This window comes from Nocardiopsis algeriensis, assembly GCF_014203695.1.
Taxonomy (GTDB): domain Bacteria; phylum Actinomycetota; class Actinomycetes; order Streptosporangiales; family Streptosporangiaceae; genus Nocardiopsis; species Nocardiopsis algeriensis.
The window spans coordinates 55,272-69,531 of the sequence record NZ_JACHJO010000008.1; the positions used below are offsets into that span (position 1 = coordinate 55,272).

Consider the following 14,260-nt stretch of genomic DNA (forward strand, 5'->3'; position numbering starts at 1 on the left):
ACCGAGGCCGCCAGCCCATCCGACGAGGAAGTTCCGTGTTCGCCGAGACACCCGAGTCCAGTGCCGCTTCGCACCGTGACCAAGACCACGGCGTGGAGCTCGAGGAGTTCCAGCGCGCGTGGACAGAGCTGATCAACGCGGCGATCCACGCGCGCACCCGCAGCGGGCTCCGGGGTGCGGAGGAGATCACCCTCACCCAGTCCCTCCTCATGGAGGCGGTCCGCGGGCTGGACAACCCGACCGTGGGCGCGGTGGCCCACGTGGTCGGGGTCTCCTCGCCCTCCGTCACCCGCATGATCCAACAACTCGAGCGCAAGGGCATGGTGGCGCGCCGCCGCTCCGAGCGGGACGAGCGCAGCACGGTGGTGACCGTCACCGAGGAGGGGGAGAGGGTCCTCGCCGTCTGGCGCCGCAACATGGAGGCCAAGCAGAAGCGCCTGTTCGAGGCCATCACGCCTTCGCTGCGACCGGTCGTGCTCGGTCTCCTGCGGGATCTGCGCGAGGCCATCGACGAGACCTGACCTCCCCGGCGGACCGGGCCGGCGCCCCTGGCGAGGCCGTCTCCTTACCCCTGTCCGCTCCGGTCTGCCCGTGGCAGATCTGCCGCAGGCCGAAACCGTGGCGGCGGCGACCGGGACCGGAGCAGTGTGGAACCACCGGCGGGGAACGGCCCCGCCGGGAGAGGAGGGTTCCATGCCGACCCGTCAGAGGCTCGCCGCCTCGGAGGCCCCGGACGGAGCCGGGTTCGACGACCGGCTCGCCGCCCGCCTGCTGCGCAGCCGCATCGTGCTGCTCGGCACCCAGGTGGACGAGGACTCCGCCAACCGCGTGTGCGCGCAGCTGCTGCTGCTCGCCGACGAGGACCCCGACAAGGACATCACCCTCGCGATCAACAGCCCGGGGGGATCCGTCCACGCGGGGATGGCCGTCCACGACACCATGCACTTCGTGCCCAACGACGTGTCCACCCTGGTCATGGGGTTCGCCGCGAGCATGGGCCAGTTCCTGGCCTGCGCCGGGGCACCCGGCAAGCGCTACAGCCTTCCGCACGCGCGGATCATGATGCACCAGCCCTCGGGCGGACTCGGCGGTACCGCGGCCGACATCGCCATCCAGGCCGAGAACCTCGCGTACACCAAGCAGACCATGGTGCGGCTCATCGCCCGGTACACGGGGCAGAGCGAGGAGACCGTCACCCGCGACCAGCACCGCGACGCCTGGTTCACCGCCGAGCAGGCCAGGGAGTACGGTTTCGTCGACCACGTGGTCGCCTCCGCCGCCGAGATGGGCGGCGGTCTCCGGATCGGCCGGTTCGCGCCGGGCTTCGCGGCCCCGGGAGGTGCGCGGTGAGCGGTCGCTACACGGTTCCGGTGGTCGTGGAGCGCACGCCCCGCGGGGAGCGGTCCTCCGACGTGTTCAGCAGGCTCCTGTCGGAGCGGATCGTCTTCCTCGGCACTCCCCTGGACGACGACGTCGCCAACGTGGTCATGGCGCAGATGCTGCACCTGGACCACGAGTCCTCCGAGGCCGACATCCAGCTCTACATCAACTCGCCGGGCGGCTCGAACACCGCCCTGACCGCCGTCTACGACACGATGCGGTTCGTCCGTGCCGACGTCGCCACGGTCTGCATGGGGCAGGCGGCCTCGGCCGCCGCCGTCCTGCTGGCCGCGGGTGCGCCCGGCAAGCGGATGGCCCTGGCGCACTCCCGCGTCCTGCTCCACCAGCCCTCCGGGGAAGGGCAGGGGGTCGCCGCCGACCTGGAGATCCAGGCGGCGGAGATCCTGCGGGTCCGCTCGCAGGTGGAGGAGATCCTGTCCCGGCACACCGGCCAGACGGTGGAGCGCCTGCGGGCCGACACCGACCGGGACAAGATCTTCACCGCCGAGCAGGCCAGGGAGTACGGCCTGGTCGACGAGGTCGTCGCCGACCGGGGCGGTCTCCGCCGGAAGGACCTCACGCCGCCAGGGACATGACCTCGGCGCGGCGGGCGGGTGCGGGAGCGCCCGCCCGCCGGAGGTCGGCGCGGCCGATCCGGTGGAAGGCGGCGGGCAGGACCTGCCGGTGGAGTTCGGCGAGGACGTCGGCGATGCTCAGGCCCAGGGAGCGGTAGACGGCGGCCAGGACCTCGGAGGAGGCCTCCTTGCGGCCGCGCTCGATCTCCGACAGGTAGGGCAGCGACACCTGGGCGTCCTCCGCCACCTCGCGCAGGGTCCGGCCCTGCCCGGTGCGGGTGCGGCGGAGCAGGTCGCCGATGAGGTCGCGCAGAAGCGGCTCGGGCGTTCCGGGACTCTGCTCCGGTCCCCGCCGGGCCTCGTCGAGGGAGCGTAGGACGTCGGTCATCGGAGCCTCCCGGTTCTCGTGCGCTCGTGGCCCCGAGCCTACGCCGCGTCCGGCCGCGGAGGGAGGGGCGGGAGGCCGCCTTCTGCGCAGGGCAGAAGGCGAGGAGTCCGCGTGCCCGCGCGGTCCCCGCCGTTGCGCTCCCGAGTTCCGGGCGGGGAAAAGCTTGTCACCGTTTGGATACTACGGGTGTTTTTGTCGCGTCGGGGCGGGCACGTGGCAAGGGCGCCTATCCCGAGGAGGGGTCTTGAGTATTACCGGAATCATCACTGCGATCATCGTCGGTCTGATCATCGGCGCACTCGGTCGCCTCGTCGTTCCCGGCAAGCAGCACCTGCCGATCTGGCTGACCCTGCTGCTGGGTATCGTAGCCGCCTTCCTCGGCGGCTGGGTCGCCGGCCTCTTCATCGACAATCAGGACGGGTTCTCGTGGATCGTCCTGATCGTCCAGATCCTGGTGGCCGCGGGTCTCGTCTACCTGGCCGACGGGATGTACGCCAAGAACTCCCGGAAGACCGGTTAGGGATGTCTTCGGGGGCGGTTCCGGCCGCGCAGGGAACGCGGCAGCGTTCGGGAGCGCGGCCGGACACCTCTCGACTCGACGGACATCGGCTCAGGCCGCCGGGGTACCTCCGGCGGCCTGAGCCATGTCCACCGTGCGGCCCAGCCGCAGGGCGGTCTCGGCCGCCTCCAGGACGGCCACGACGTCCCGTGCGAAATGCACGTCGCAGGGGTCGCCGGGGGAGCCCTCCACCTGGTCGAGCAGCCGGTCGACGGCGGTGCCGAACGCCTCCACGGGGCTGCGGTCGCCCTCGGGAAGCCGCACCCGGCCCTCCTCGCCGTGCAGGACGACCTCGAACACCTGCGCCTTCTCCGGGGCGTCGAGCGTCATCGCGAACGAGCCGACGGCGCCGCCGCGGTGGCGGGTGAGCAGGTGCGTGGTGGAGCGCGGCCCGGCCACCGCAGCCACCGACTCCACCGGCCCGAGCACCGGCAGCACGACCGACAGCAAGTGCGGTCCGACGTCCCACAGGCCGCCCTTCTCCCGGCGCCACGGCGAGGCGCCGTAGGGGTTGCCCGGCTGGAAGATGGAGCCGAACAGTGTGGCCTGGGCCCCGTGCCAGCCGCCCCGGGCGGCCGACGCGCGGACGAAGGAGTCGATGGACCCGTTGAAGCGGTTGGTGAAGAACACCACCGACGCCAGCCCGCGCGCCTCCACCTCGGCGGTGACGGCCTCCGCCGCGGCGGTCGTCAGGGCCAGGGGCTTGTCGAGGAGCAGGTGCCGCCCGGCCCGCGCGGCCCGCAGCGCCAGTTCGGCCTGCACGTCGGGCGGCAGCGCCACCGCCACCGCGTCCACGTCGGCCAGCAGTGCGTCGACATCGCCGTAGGCACGTGTTCCGTGGCGTTCCGCCAGCGCCGCGGCCTTGCCGGGATCGCGTCCCCACACCCCGGCCAGTTCCGCCCGGGGATGTGCGGCCAGTGCCGCCCCCTGCGTCTCCGCCGCCCAGTACCCCGTGCCCAGCAGTCCGATCCTGAGTCCCATGCGCATTCCTCGGCTCGCGGTGAACGTGTTCCCGCCATTCTCCGTGGAAGCGCTCCCAGGAAGAAGGCCGGGGTCAGGCCAGGCGGGAGGCGCCGGCGGAGGGGGCGGCCTCGAAGAGGGCGGGCGGAGGAAAGCCGCCCAGGCGGAAGGCGGAGCGGACGGCACGGGCGCAGTCGTCGGTGCGGTCGGCGTCGGCCAGGGCGATGACGCAGCCGCCGAAGCCGCCGCCGGTGATCCGGGCGCCCAGGGCCCCTGCGTCGAGCAGGGCGGCCGCGGCGGTGTCGGTCTCGGCGACGCTCACCTCGTAGTCGTCGCGCAGAGAGGCGTGGGAGGCGGTGAGCAGAGGGCCGACCGCGCGCACGTCGCCCCGGCGCAGCAGCGCCGCGGCCTCGAGCACCCGCGCGTTCTCCGTCAGCACGTGGCGCACCCGCCGGCGGACGGCACCCTCGGGAAGGGCGGCCAGCGCGGCGGCGGGATCGGCGACGTCGCGCAGCGCGGACACCCCCAGGGCCCGCGCGGCCTCCTCGCAGGTGCGGCGGCGCTCGGCGTAGGCGCCGTTCACCAGGCGGTGGGGTGCGCGGGTGTCCACGACCAGCAGGGACAGGCCGAGCGCGGGCAGGTCGAGCGGCACGTGCTCGGCCTCCAGGGTCCGCGTGTCCAGGAACAGCGCGTGCCCCTCCCGGGCCAGCATGACCGCCGCCTGGTCCATGACCCCGCAGGGCACCCCGACGAACACGTTCTCGGCGCGCCGGGCCAGGCGCGCGGTCTCCTCCGGTGCGGGCGGGTCGTCGCCGGCGGCGGCCAGGAGGGTGGCGCACACCAGTGCGGCCGAGGACGACAGGCCCGCACCCGGGGGGATCGCGCTGTCCACGTACAGGTCCAGGCCGCCGACCGGGCGGCCCGCGTCGGCCATCGCCCACAGGGCACCCGCCGGATAGGCCGCCCAGCCCCGCACGGAACCGGGCACGAGGCGGTCCAGGCCGGTGTCGAGCACCTCGTCGGCCTGGCGCGAGCGCAGCCGCACCCGCCCGTCGGTGCGCGGCGCCGCCGCGGCAGTCAGGGACCGGGAGAGGGCGAGGGGCAGCACGAACCCGTCGTTGTAGTCGGTGTGCTCACCGATGAGGTTGATCCGGCCCGGCGCCCGCCACACCCCGGTCGGCGGATAGCCGAACGCCCTCTCGAAGCCGGCCGCCTCCCGCGTCATACCGACGACTCCCGCAGCCGGCGGGCGGCGTCCTCGGGCACGATGTCGTTGACGAACACGCCCATGCCCGACTCGGTCCCCGCCAGGTACTTGAGCTTTCCCGGGGCCCGGCGCACCGAGAACAGCTCCAGACGCAGCCGCAGGAGGTCGCGGCCGCGCCGCACCGGGGCCTGGTGCCAGGCCGACACGTACGGCAGCGGGGCCCCGAACAACGCGTCCATGCGGCGCAGCACGTCCAGGTACAGGTGCGCGAAGTCGTCGCGCTCGGCGCCGGTGAGCCCCGGCAGGTCGGGAACCGGCCGGTGCGGGTACAGGTGCACCTCGACCGGCCAGCGGGCAGCGGCGGGGACGAACGCCGTCCAGTGCTCGGAGCGCGCCACCACGCGGATCCCCGCCTCCTGCTCGGCGCGCAGGACGTCGGCGAACAGGTCGCCTCCGGTGCGCTCCCGATGGGCGGCCGCGGAATCGAGCACCCGCTCGGTGCGGGGAGGAACGAAGGGGAAGGCGTAGATCTGCCCGTGCGGGTGGTGGAGGGTCACCCCGGTCTCGGCGCCCCGGTTCTCGAAGCAGAACACCTGCTCCACACCGGGCAGCGCGGACAGGGCCCGGGTCCGGTCCACCCACGCCTCCACGACCGTGCGCGCCCGCCTCGGAGACAGGTCGGCGAAGGACGCGCCGTGGTCGGGGCCGAACACCACGACCTCGCAGCGGCCCGCACCCGTCCGCCGGGTGTGCTCCGGCTCCCCGACCGGCTCCAGGATCCGGCCGTCGTCGGCCACCAGGGAGGGGAAGCGGTTCTCGAAGACCACCACGTCGTAGGAGGAGGCGGGGACCTCGGTCCGCCGCTCCCCGGAGGAGGGGCACAGAGGGCACTCGTCGTCGGACGGCAGGTGGGTGCGGCCCTGCCGGTGCGCGGCGATGACGACCCACTCGCGCAGCAGGGGGTCGAAGCGCATCTCCGAGCCCGAGGTCCGGGGAGGCAGGTCGCGCAGGTCCGGGGCGGGGGAGGGGATCCCGTCCTCGCCGAAGTAGACGATCTCGCGTCCGTCGGCCAGCCGGCCCGCGAGCCGGTGCACCTCCGCTGCGCTCACGCCCCGGCCCTCCGCTCGCCGGCGCGCACCTCGGCAATCTCCAGCCGGCCCACCCGCTCGGCCAGCGCGGTGCGGGCCTGCGCGCCGATACCGGAGTCGGTGACGAGCACGTCACAGCGCTCCAGCGGGGCGATGGTGCTGAGCCCGACGGTGCCCCACTTGCTGTGGTCGGCGGCCACGACCAGGGTGGCAGTCGACTCCACCAGCGCCCGGTCGGTCTCGGCCTCCGTGAGGTTCGGCGTGGTGAACCCGGCGCGCTCGTGCATGCCGTGTACGCCGAGGACGAGGGTGTCCAGGTTGAGGCCGCGGATCGAGGCGAGCGCGAGCGGCCCCACGAGCGCGTCGGAGGGAGTGCGGAACCCGCCGGTGAGCGCCACGGTCCGGTCGGGTCGGGCCGCCCGGTGGAACACCTCCGCCACGTGCAGCGAGTTGGTGACCACGGTGAGGCCGGGGACGTCGACCAGATACCGCGCGACGGTCGCGGTGGTGGTGCCGGCCGACAGGCCCACGGCGCTGTGGGGGACGACCAGACCGGCGACGGCGCGGGCGATCGCGTGCTTCTCGTCCTCGTGGCGGGCGGACTTGGCCTCGAAGCCGGGCTCCTCGGTCCGGGCGGTGGCGACGGCGCCGCCGTGCACCTTGCGCAGCGCTCCCCGGCTCTCCAGGGCGTCGAGGTCGCGCCGGACGGTCATGTCCGACACCGCGAGGCTCTCGACCAGGTCGGCGACGCGGACCCCTCCGGTGCGCCGGAGCTGCTCCAGAATTCTCTCCTGCCGCTGCGCGGCCAGCATCCGTCCCCCACGTGTCGACGAGTGTTGGAACTTGTGGGAAACAGTGTCGCAAGGTGTTGGGTGCTGTCAACACGTGCAGGACCCGGGAGCGACAGCCTCCGGAGGGCCCGCCCGAGCGTTGCCGGACCGCGCTCCGTGTCCGATGACCTTGCCCCGAGGGAAGGGTCCGATCGACGGGCGGGCCGCCGGGAGCAAGATCATCGGAGGTGGGGTCAGGGCGTGTGCGTGGTCACCGAGGCGAAGGGGGCCGAGGTGACCAGGCGCTGCTCGATGCCCTTGCGGACCATCTGCTTGGCGGTCCGTACGGCGTCTCCGACCTTCGCCCCCTTGGCGAGTTCGGCGGTGATCGCGGCGGCGAAGGTGCAGCCGGCGCCGCTCACCCGCTCCTCACCGATCTTGGGAGCGCTGAGGACGGTCACCTCCTCGCCGTCGAAGTACACGTCCACGGCGTCCGGGCCGGGCAGTTCCACGCCGCCCTTGGCCACGACGTGCCGCGGGCCGAGCTCGTGGATGCGCCGTGCCGCCTCGATCAGGTCGTCGACGCTGTCGATGCTCTCCATCCCCGCCAGGGTGCGCGCCTCGAAGTGGTTGGGCGTGATCACCGTGGCCAGGGGCAGGATCTTCTCGGTGAGCGCCTTGTCGGTGTCCAGGGCGGCGCCCGCCTCCTGGCCCTTGCAGATCAGGACGGGGTCGAGGACCACGTTCCGCCACGGCTGCCGCTTGAGCCCCTCGGCCACCACGTCGATGGTGTCCGGGGTGCCGAGCATGCCGATCTTCACGGTGTCCAGGTCGTGGCAGGAGGTGGCGGCCTCGATCTGGTCCGCGATGACCTGCGGCGCGACGGGGACGAAGCGGTGCCCCCACCCGTTGCCCGGGTCGAAGGAGACGATGCACGTGATCGTCCCCATCCCGTAGACGCCCAGTTCCTGGAAGGCCTTGAGGTCGGCCTGGATGCCGGCGCCTCCGGTGGCCTCCGACCCTGCGATCACGTACGCGCGGTTGGTCATCCCAACCCCCTCTGTCGATGTTCTCCTGCCGGTATCCGGAAACCGTCCAGCGGTCGACGGCATTCCGACTTTCCGGACAATTGCATCACAGGCGCGGGGCGGGAGTTCCTGCGGGCCGACCATCCCGCACCGCGGGTTCCCGGAAAGATGCGAACCGTCACGGGCATCGGGGAGTCACACGGGTATGCCAGAAGAACAGAGTTCCACACCCGACATGATGGCCCTGCTGGTGGAGGCCTTCCAGCAGGAGGAGATCCCCGTCGAGCGGCTGTCGCAGACCGAGCTGCGCATCCACCTGTCCGACGGCAGGACCTTCACCAACGACTTCGCCTCCTCCGTCGAGGACGCCCGCTCCTACCCGGACGAGTCGTATCCCGAGATGGCCCGGCATGTGGTTCTGGCCCTGATGCGGGCGCTCCGGGAAAGGGGAGCGCCCCTCGGCAACCGCTACCCCCCGCGCTCCGGCGACCACGGACGCGGCGCCCTGGTCGCGGTGCTCGAGCAGATGGGCCTCGACGCCCGCTTCGAGGACCCGCAGACGCTGAGCGTGCCGATGGGCGACGGGCGGCGGGCCTCCTCCGACGTCGGTACCTACCTGTCCCGGGTCGAGAACGCCTCGATCGACGAGGCCTTCGAGGCAGCCGGCCCCTTCGCCCAGGCGATCGCGCAGCAGATCGAACAGGTCCGGGCGAAGGAGGAGCCCTCCGAGGTCCGGCTCCGGGTGCGCCTCTACCCCGACACGGCCCTGCCGGAGGAGGTCTGGGAGAGGCTCCTGTACCGGGAGCCGGCTCCCGGACTGCGCCAGACCGTGGCCGCCGACACCCCCGACAGCCTTCGGCCGCTCGACCGCGCCGAACTCGCCGGCCTCGGCCTCTCCGAGGAGGAGGCCTTCGAGGCCGCTGTCTCGGGGTCCCTGGAGGAGCCGGCCGAGGTGAGCGAGCACGAGCTCGACGGGGTCCGGATCATCCACATCGGCGGTCAGCACCCCTACGCGGCTGCCCGGGTCCACGCGCTGGCCGAGCACGTGGGCGAGGCGCCGCACGGAGCACTCGTCGCCCTCCCGGTGCCCCAGGCGGTCCTGGTCCATCCCCTGGGACAGGGTCATCCGATCGCCGCGATGGAACGCCTCCAGGAGCTCGCCGAGCGGTTCGCGGCCGATGCCGACAAGCCGATCACCACCCAGCTGTACTGGTGGCACCCGAGCTCCCGGGAGCGTTCCGGGGCCGAGCTGCCCGACCTGCGCCCGGTGAGGGCCGAGGTCGACCACGAGGCGCGGTCGGTGTCGCTGCACAGCTCCGACGACGAGTTCGGGCCCGTGCTCGACATGCTCATGCGCCGGAACTGAGCACCCCCCGGCGGGACCCGAAGCGGTGCCGCCGCGGGGTTGTGCCATAAAAATATGTCTGTATTATTTTTTTCATGGCACGGACAGCGGACCACGAACAGCGGCGGAACCAGGTCGCCGAGGCACTCATGGCGGTGGTGGGGGCCAAGAGCCTGGCACGGACCACCCTCGCCGACGTCGCCGACGAAGCCGGCGTCTCCGTCGGGCTCGTCCAGAGCTACTTCCGCTCCAAGGCGCAGCTGCTGCGCTTCGGCGTGGAGTACATGTACGCCCGGAGCGAGGCCCGTCTGCTGGCCCTGGCGGAGAAACACGGCCCCGTCGCCGCGGTGCGCGACCGGCTCGCCCTGATCGGTGAGACGCTGCTGCCCCTCGACGAGGAGAGGCGCCGGGAGCTGGTCGTCTGGACGGAGTTCCTGCCCGCCACCCTGGCCGACGCGGAGATGTCCCGACTGCACAAGGAGACCACCGGCCGGCTCCTCGGTGCCCTCACCGGTGCGATGGAGGAGGCCCGGCGCACGGGCGAGCTCCCCGAGGACGCGGACCCCCGCGCAGAGGCGGCCGCCCTGGTCGCCTTCGTGGACGGTCTGACCGTGCACTGCCTCGTCACCGACGGCGACTTCACGGGAGAGTCCTCCCGCGCCGCGCTCCGGACCTACCTCGACCGGCTTCTCCAGGCCCCCGGGAGCCCCCCGACCACCGCACACGACACCCCGAGGGGGACACCGTGACCACCGCACACGACACGGCCCGGGCACACGGGCGACCCGCGCCCGGGGCCCGCCTGCCGCTGCTGGACGTCCTGCGCGGCGTCGCCATCATGGGAACCCTGGGCACCAACGTGTGGCTGTTCGCCGCGCCCGGGGGCGAGGCGAACATGCTGTTCACCGATGCGGTCAGCCCCATGGCCCGCTTTCTCGAGGAGCCCTCCTCGGCCGCTCTGGCCCAGGGGTTGTTCGCCCTCGCGGCCAACGGCAAGTTCCTGTCGCTGCTCACCCTGCTGTTCGGGGTGGGCCTGGGAATCCAGTTCGCGTCCGCCGCCCGGCGGGGCGGGCGCTGGCCCGGCCCCTACAGATGGCGGGCGCTGTTCCTGTTCACCGAGGGGCTCGTCCACTTCACGCTGGTCTTCGCGGCCGACGTGCTCATGGGATACGCGGTCACCTCGCTGCTGGTGGCCTGGCTGCTCACCCGCTCGCAGAGAGCACAGAACGCGGTGATGTGGGCCGCCCTGGCCCTGCATCTGGTCCTTCTCGGATTGCTCAGCACGGCGTCGATCAGCGGGGGCGACCGGGTGCCCGGCGAGATCGTCGACCTGTACGCGCACGGTGGCTACCTCGAGCAGATCGCCTTCCGGCTCGACAACGCCCTCGTCCTGCGGGCCGAACCGGTCATCACCTTCCCCATGATGGTCTTCATGTTCCTGCTGGGCGTGCGCCTGTTCCGGGCAGGGGCCTTCGGGGCCGACGACATCGGACGCCGCCTCCGGAGCCGGCTGCTCGTGTGGGGGCTGGGCGTCGGCGTCCCGCTCAACGCCGCCACCGCGCTGGCCGGACCGCAGCTGTTCTTCGTCGACCGCTACGCCGCCGCGCCCGTCGTGGCCCTGGGCCTGGTCGGCCTGGTCGGCCGGATCGTCGACCGCGCGAACCCGCAGGGGCGGACCGTCACCGCCGTGTCCTCCCTGGGCCGGATGGCGATGACCGGCTACGTCATGCAGAACACGATCTGCATGCTCGTCTGCTACGGCTTCGGGCTGGGTCTGGCCCAGCGCCTGGAGGGCACCGGCCCGTGGTGGGTCATGGGGCTGTGGGCGGCGGTGTGCGCCCTGCTGCTGACCGGATCCGCGCTGTGGCTGCGCCGCTTCCGGCACGGCCCCCTGGAGGCCCTGCAGAAGGCCGTGCTGGCACGGGTTCCGCAGAGGCGCTGAACAGGGGGAGGCGTTCTAGCATGGGATCCATGAGCGGACTTACTCCTGAGCAGACCGAACGCGTCGTCGAGCTGGCCATGGACCTCGCCAGGGAGGGGAAGACGGCGGAACTGCTGGAGTTCCTCGACCACGGACTGCCCGTGGACGCCCAGGACGGCCAGGGCAACTCGCTTCTCATGCTCGCCGCCTACCACGGGCACGCCGAGACCGTGCGGGCCCTGGCGGGGCGGGGGGCCGACGTGGACCTGGCCAACGGACGCGGCCAGTCACCGATCGCGGGAGCGATCTTCAAGGGCGAGGACGAAGTGGTGTCGGCCCTGGTCGAGGCGGGCGCCGACCTCGACACGGGCACTCCCAGTGCCCGCGAGACGGCGCAGATGTTCGGACGCACCGACCTGCTGCCCTGACAGCGGCGCCGGGCCGGCGCGGCCGCGTGAAGCGGTCGCACCGGCCCGGCGTTCTGCTGCTCCGACCGGATCCGGGTCAGGCCGGGGTGTTGTCCGGGTTGGGCTCGCTGGCGGAGAGCTTGCCGGCCTTCAGGGCCTCGATGGCCTTGCGGACACCCTCGCCGTAGGCCGCGTCGGCCTGCGTGCAGTTGTAGATGTGGCGCTCGATGGTGGCCTCGGAGGCACCGTCGATCGCGCGGGCGGTGTTCTCGAACAGCACCTGCTGCTGCTCCGGCGTCATCAGGCGGAACAGGTTGCCGGGCTGCTCGTAGTAGTTGTCGTCGTCCTCGCGGTAGTCGAACCGGTCGGCGACGGCACCGACGGCCTGGGCCGGGTCCGCGTACTGCGGCTGCTCCTGCCAGCGGCCGTAGGAGTTCGGCTCGATGCCGGGGACGCCGCCCTGGTTGCCGTCCACGCGCATGGCGCCGTCGCGGTGGTAGGTGTTGACCAGCTTGGCGCCGCGCGGGTAGTTCACCGGGATCTGGTGGTGGTTGACGCCCACGCGGTAGCGGGCGGCGTCACCGTAGGAGAACAGGCGGCCCTGGAGCATGCGGTCGGGCGACATGCTGATGCCGGGGACGAGGTTGGCCGGGCTGAAGGCGGCCTGCTCGACGTCGGCGAAGTAGTTCTCCGGGTTGCGGTTGAGCTCCAGGACACCGACCTCGATGAGCGGGTAGTCCTTCTTCGACCAGACCTTGGTGAGGTCGAAGGGGTGGAAGCGGTAGTCCTCGGCCTCGGCCTCGGGCATGACCTGGACGTACAGCTTCCACTTCGGGAAGTCGCCGCGCTCGATGGCTTCGAAGAGGTCGCGCTGGTGGGACTCGCGGTCCTCACCGACCAGCTTGGCGGCTTCCTCGTCGGTCAGGTTCTTGATGCCCTGCTCGGTGCGGAAGTGGAACTTGACCCAGAAGCGCTCGCCCTCGGCGTTGATGAACGAGAAGGTGTGCGAGCCGAAGCCGTGCATGTGCCGGTAGCTGGCGGGGATGCCGCGGTCGGACATGACGATGGTGACCTGGTGCAGGGCCTCGGGGAGGTTGGTCCAGAAGTCCCAGTTGTTCTCCGCCGAGCGCATGTTGGTGCGCGGGTCGCGCTTGACGGCGCGGTTGAGGTCGGGGAACTTCAGCGGGTCGCGGAAGAAGAAGACCGGGGTGTTGTTGCCAACGACGTCCCAGTTGCCCTCTTCGGTGTAGAAGCGGGTGGCGAAGCCTCGGATGTCGCGCTCGGCGTCGGCGGCACCGCGCTCACCGGCGACGGTGGAGAAGCGGGTGAAGGTCTCGACCTGCTTGCCGACCTCGGAGAAGATGGCGGCGCGCGTGTACTTGGTGATGTCGTTGGTGACCGTGAAGGTACCGAACGCACCTGAACCCTTGGCGTGCATGCGGCGCTCGGGGATGACCTCGCGGTCGAAGTGCGCCAGCTTCTCGAGGAACCAGAGGTCCTGGAGCAGCATCGGGCCGCGGGGGCCGGCGGTGAGGCTGTTCTGGTTGTTGGCCACCGGTGCGCCGGCAGCGGTGGTCATCGGCTTGGTGTTGTCCGGTGACATCTCATCCTCGTTCTGTGTCTTCGGGTGACGGGTGACGGGTGACGGGTACCGCCACCGTGGCTGTCATGCCTTGCGGCAGTCGTGGCAGACGCCCCAGTAGGTGACCTCGACCTCGACGATCTGGAACCCGTTGTCGTTCGAGGCCGCCATGCAGGGAGCCGAGCCGACGGCACAGTCCACATCGGCGATCGCGCCGCAGTCCCGGCACACGACGTGGTGGTGGTTGTCACCGACACGGCGCTCGTAACGGGCGGGGGACCCCTCGGGCTCGATGCGCCGGACGAGTCCGACGTCCGTCAAGGCCTTGAGCACGTCGTACACCGCCTGCGTGGACACGCTGCCGAGTCGGCTGCGGACGGCCTCGACGACCGACTGCGCGTCCGAGTGCGGATGTGCCTGGAGAGCTTCGAGCACCGCGACCCGGGGGCGGGTCACACGTAGTGACGCCTCCCTCAGGAGAGCTTCGAGTTCGGTCTGCGGCATGCGCTCATTCAAGCACCTTTTCTGGAACGGTTCCAAATAAAGGTGTAAAATGTGAGCACAGTCACAGTTGTGTGCGGGGTGTCCGGGGTGTCGAGTGAGGCGGATGGGGCATGCGCGGCGGGTCCCTCGCGGGGAGGCGCGCCGGACGGCGGTCGCGGGGGGACTATGCGGGCGGAGCGCTTGCATGGTGGACGGTCAGGAGAATGTCCGCATAAAGACCATTGGTGGCATTTGCAAGGAAAGTTCTCCAGGGGGTCTGACCTGCGGATAAGGAGAATCCTCGAATTTCTTCTCCATTACTTCGCTCCGCGCCCCTCGTATCCTCTACGCTTTTCTCCACGTCCGACATCAATGACGTGACCCCGCGACGTTAGACAGCGCCCGGGGTCGTGGCCAGCAATTCACCCATTTGAACCAAAGGATTGCCAGCGTGCACCAGTTTAGTGCTGCGCTTGTGAGCCGTACCCTCGGTACGCTCCTGGCGCTGATCCTCCCGTCCCGCGGCCGCCACTGCGGTTCCGGTCTCCTCTCCCGTCGCCGCAGGTC

Annotated in this window: 16 protein-coding genes; 8 read left to right on the top strand and 8 right to left on the bottom strand. The window is 71.5% G+C overall.

What is annotated here, in order from left to right; all coding sequences use genetic code 11:
• Positions 1-35 precede the first annotated feature (35 nt).
• The 3 genes from FHS13_RS13770 to FHS13_RS13780 all read left to right on the top strand — a co-directional run bounded on the left by FHS13_RS13770 (position 36) and on the right by FHS13_RS13780 (position 1,976).
• Positions 36-521: a MarR family transcriptional regulator gene (locus FHS13_RS13770; RefSeq protein ID WP_184292234.1), complete on the top strand. Its 486-nt coding sequence runs from the start codon at positions 36-38 to the stop codon at positions 519-521.
• Positions 522-693: 172 nt separating this feature from the next.
• Complete coding sequence (locus FHS13_RS13775) at positions 694-1,350, top strand: ClpP family protease (RefSeq protein WP_184292236.1); 657 nt, start codon at positions 694-696, stop codon at positions 1,348-1,350.
• Positions 1,347-1,976 (top strand): ATP-dependent Clp protease proteolytic subunit, encoded by a 630-nt coding sequence (locus FHS13_RS13780; protein WP_184292238.1) that lies wholly within the window; start codon positions 1,347-1,349, stop codon positions 1,974-1,976. The genes FHS13_RS13775 and FHS13_RS13780 overlap by 4 nt, the downstream gene beginning before the upstream one ends.
• Here the strand turns inward: FHS13_RS13780 and FHS13_RS13785 are convergent.
• The gene (locus FHS13_RS13785) at positions 1,957-2,343 is read right to left on the bottom strand and encodes a helix-turn-helix domain-containing protein (RefSeq protein ID WP_184292240.1); all 387 of its coding nucleotides are present in this window, start codon (positions 2,341-2,343) and stop codon (positions 1,957-1,959) included. The genes FHS13_RS13780 and FHS13_RS13785 overlap by 20 nt on opposite strands.
• 244 nt (positions 2,344-2,587) lie before the next feature.
• On the opposite strand from FHS13_RS13785, the gene FHS13_RS13790 reads away from it, so the two are divergent.
• Positions 2,588-2,863, top strand: a complete 276-nt coding sequence (locus FHS13_RS13790) for a GlsB/YeaQ/YmgE family stress response membrane protein (protein ID WP_184292242.1) — start codon at positions 2,588-2,590, stop codon at positions 2,861-2,863.
• 90 nt (positions 2,864-2,953) lie between these two features.
• On the opposite strand, the gene FHS13_RS13795 is transcribed toward FHS13_RS13790, so the two are convergent.
• The 5 genes from FHS13_RS13795 to thiD form a co-directional block, all read right to left on the bottom strand.
• A complete protein-coding gene (locus tag FHS13_RS13795; protein ID WP_184292244.1) occupies positions 2,954-3,883 on the bottom strand; it encodes a Gfo/Idh/MocA family protein in 930 nt (309 codons plus the stop codon).
• A 73-nt stretch (positions 3,884-3,956) separates the two neighbouring features.
• The gene (gene galK, locus FHS13_RS13800; protein ID WP_184292246.1) at positions 3,957-5,087 is read right to left on the bottom strand and encodes a galactokinase; all 1,131 of its coding nucleotides are present in this window, start codon (positions 5,085-5,087) and stop codon (positions 3,957-3,959) included.
• On the bottom strand, positions 5,084-6,163 hold the full coding sequence (galT, locus tag FHS13_RS13805; protein WP_184292526.1) for a galactose-1-phosphate uridylyltransferase: 1,080 nt from the start codon (positions 6,161-6,163) through the stop codon (positions 5,084-5,086). Before galT ends, galK begins: the two co-directional genes overlap by 4 nt.
• An 11-nt stretch (positions 6,164-6,174) precedes the next feature.
• Positions 6,175-6,969 carry a DeoR/GlpR family DNA-binding transcription regulator gene (locus tag FHS13_RS13810; RefSeq protein WP_184292248.1) on the bottom strand — a complete coding sequence of 265 codons (795 nt, stop codon included), beginning with the start codon at positions 6,967-6,969 and terminating at the stop codon, positions 6,175-6,177.
• Positions 6,970-7,181: 212 nt separating this feature from the next.
• Positions 7,182-7,976 (bottom strand): bifunctional hydroxymethylpyrimidine kinase/phosphomethylpyrimidine kinase, encoded by a 795-nt coding sequence (gene thiD / locus FHS13_RS13815; RefSeq protein WP_184292250.1) that lies wholly within the window; start codon positions 7,974-7,976, stop codon positions 7,182-7,184.
• A gap of 184 nt (positions 7,977-8,160) precedes the next feature.
• On the opposite strand from thiD, the gene FHS13_RS13820 reads away from it, so the two are divergent.
• The 4 genes from FHS13_RS13820 to FHS13_RS13835 all read left to right on the top strand — a co-directional run bounded on the left by FHS13_RS13820 (position 8,161) and on the right by FHS13_RS13835 (position 11,649).
• Entirely contained in the window at positions 8,161-9,321 is a 1,161-nt protein-coding gene (locus tag FHS13_RS13820) for a hypothetical protein (protein WP_184292252.1), read from the top strand.
• A 74-nt stretch (positions 9,322-9,395) separates the two neighbouring features.
• Positions 9,396-10,049 (top strand): TetR/AcrR family transcriptional regulator, encoded by a 654-nt coding sequence (locus tag FHS13_RS13825; protein WP_184292254.1) that lies wholly within the window; start codon positions 9,396-9,398, stop codon positions 10,047-10,049.
• An 89-nt stretch (positions 10,050-10,138) separates the two neighbouring features.
• On the top strand, positions 10,139-11,242 hold the full coding sequence (locus tag FHS13_RS13830; RefSeq protein ID WP_184292527.1) for a DUF418 domain-containing protein: 1,104 nt from the start codon (positions 10,139-10,141) through the stop codon (positions 11,240-11,242).
• 29 nt (positions 11,243-11,271) lie between these two features.
• The gene (locus FHS13_RS13835; RefSeq protein WP_184292256.1) at positions 11,272-11,649 is read left to right on the top strand and encodes an ankyrin repeat domain-containing protein; all 378 of its coding nucleotides are present in this window, start codon (positions 11,272-11,274) and stop codon (positions 11,647-11,649) included.
• A 76-nt stretch (positions 11,650-11,725) separates the two neighbouring features.
• Here the strand turns inward: FHS13_RS13835 and FHS13_RS13840 are convergent, their stop codons facing one another.
• Positions 11,726-13,231: a catalase gene (locus tag FHS13_RS13840; protein ID WP_184292257.1), complete on the bottom strand. Its 1,506-nt coding sequence runs from the start codon at positions 13,229-13,231 to the stop codon at positions 11,726-11,728.
• A 63-nt stretch (positions 13,232-13,294) separates the two neighbouring features.
• A complete protein-coding gene (locus tag FHS13_RS13845; RefSeq protein ID WP_184292260.1) occupies positions 13,295-13,714 on the bottom strand; it encodes a Fur family transcriptional regulator in 420 nt (139 codons plus the stop codon).
• Positions 13,715-14,260: the final 546 nt, after the last annotated feature.

Excerpts from the sequence above, each read along its gene's own strand:
- FHS13_RS13775 (WP_184292236.1), top strand. The coding sequence starts at position 694 with ATGCCGACCCGTCAGAGGCTCGCCGCCTCGGAGGCCCCGGACGGAGCC.
- FHS13_RS13785 (WP_184292240.1), bottom strand. The coding sequence starts at position 2,343 with ATGACCGACGTCCTACGCTCCCTCGACGAGGCCCGGCGGGGACCGGAG.
- FHS13_RS13795 (WP_184292244.1), bottom strand. The coding sequence starts at position 3,883 with ATGGGACTCAGGATCGGACTGCTGGGCACGGGGTACTGGGCGGCGGAG.
- galK (WP_184292246.1), bottom strand. The coding sequence starts at position 5,087 with ATGACGCGGGAGGCGGCCGGCTTCGAGAGGGCGTTCGGCTATCCGCCG.
- FHS13_RS13810 (WP_184292248.1), bottom strand. The coding sequence starts at position 6,969 with ATGCTGGCCGCGCAGCGGCAGGAGAGAATTCTGGAGCAGCTCCGGCGC.
- thiD (WP_184292250.1), bottom strand. The coding sequence starts at position 7,976 with ATGACCAACCGCGCGTACGTGATCGCAGGGTCGGAGGCCACCGGAGGC.
- FHS13_RS13820 (WP_184292252.1), top strand. The coding sequence starts at position 8,161 with ATGCCAGAAGAACAGAGTTCCACACCCGACATGATGGCCCTGCTGGTG.
- FHS13_RS13825 (WP_184292254.1), top strand. The coding sequence starts at position 9,396 with ATGGCACGGACAGCGGACCACGAACAGCGGCGGAACCAGGTCGCCGAG.
- FHS13_RS13830 (WP_184292527.1), top strand. The coding sequence starts at position 10,139 with ATGGGAACCCTGGGCACCAACGTGTGGCTGTTCGCCGCGCCCGGGGGC.
- FHS13_RS13835 (WP_184292256.1), top strand. The coding sequence starts at position 11,272 with ATGAGCGGACTTACTCCTGAGCAGACCGAACGCGTCGTCGAGCTGGCC.
- FHS13_RS13840 (WP_184292257.1), bottom strand. The coding sequence starts at position 13,231 with ATGTCACCGGACAACACCAAGCCGATGACCACCGCTGCCGGCGCACCG.
- FHS13_RS13845 (WP_184292260.1), bottom strand. The coding sequence starts at position 13,714 with ATGCCGCAGACCGAACTCGAAGCTCTCCTGAGGGAGGCGTCACTACGT.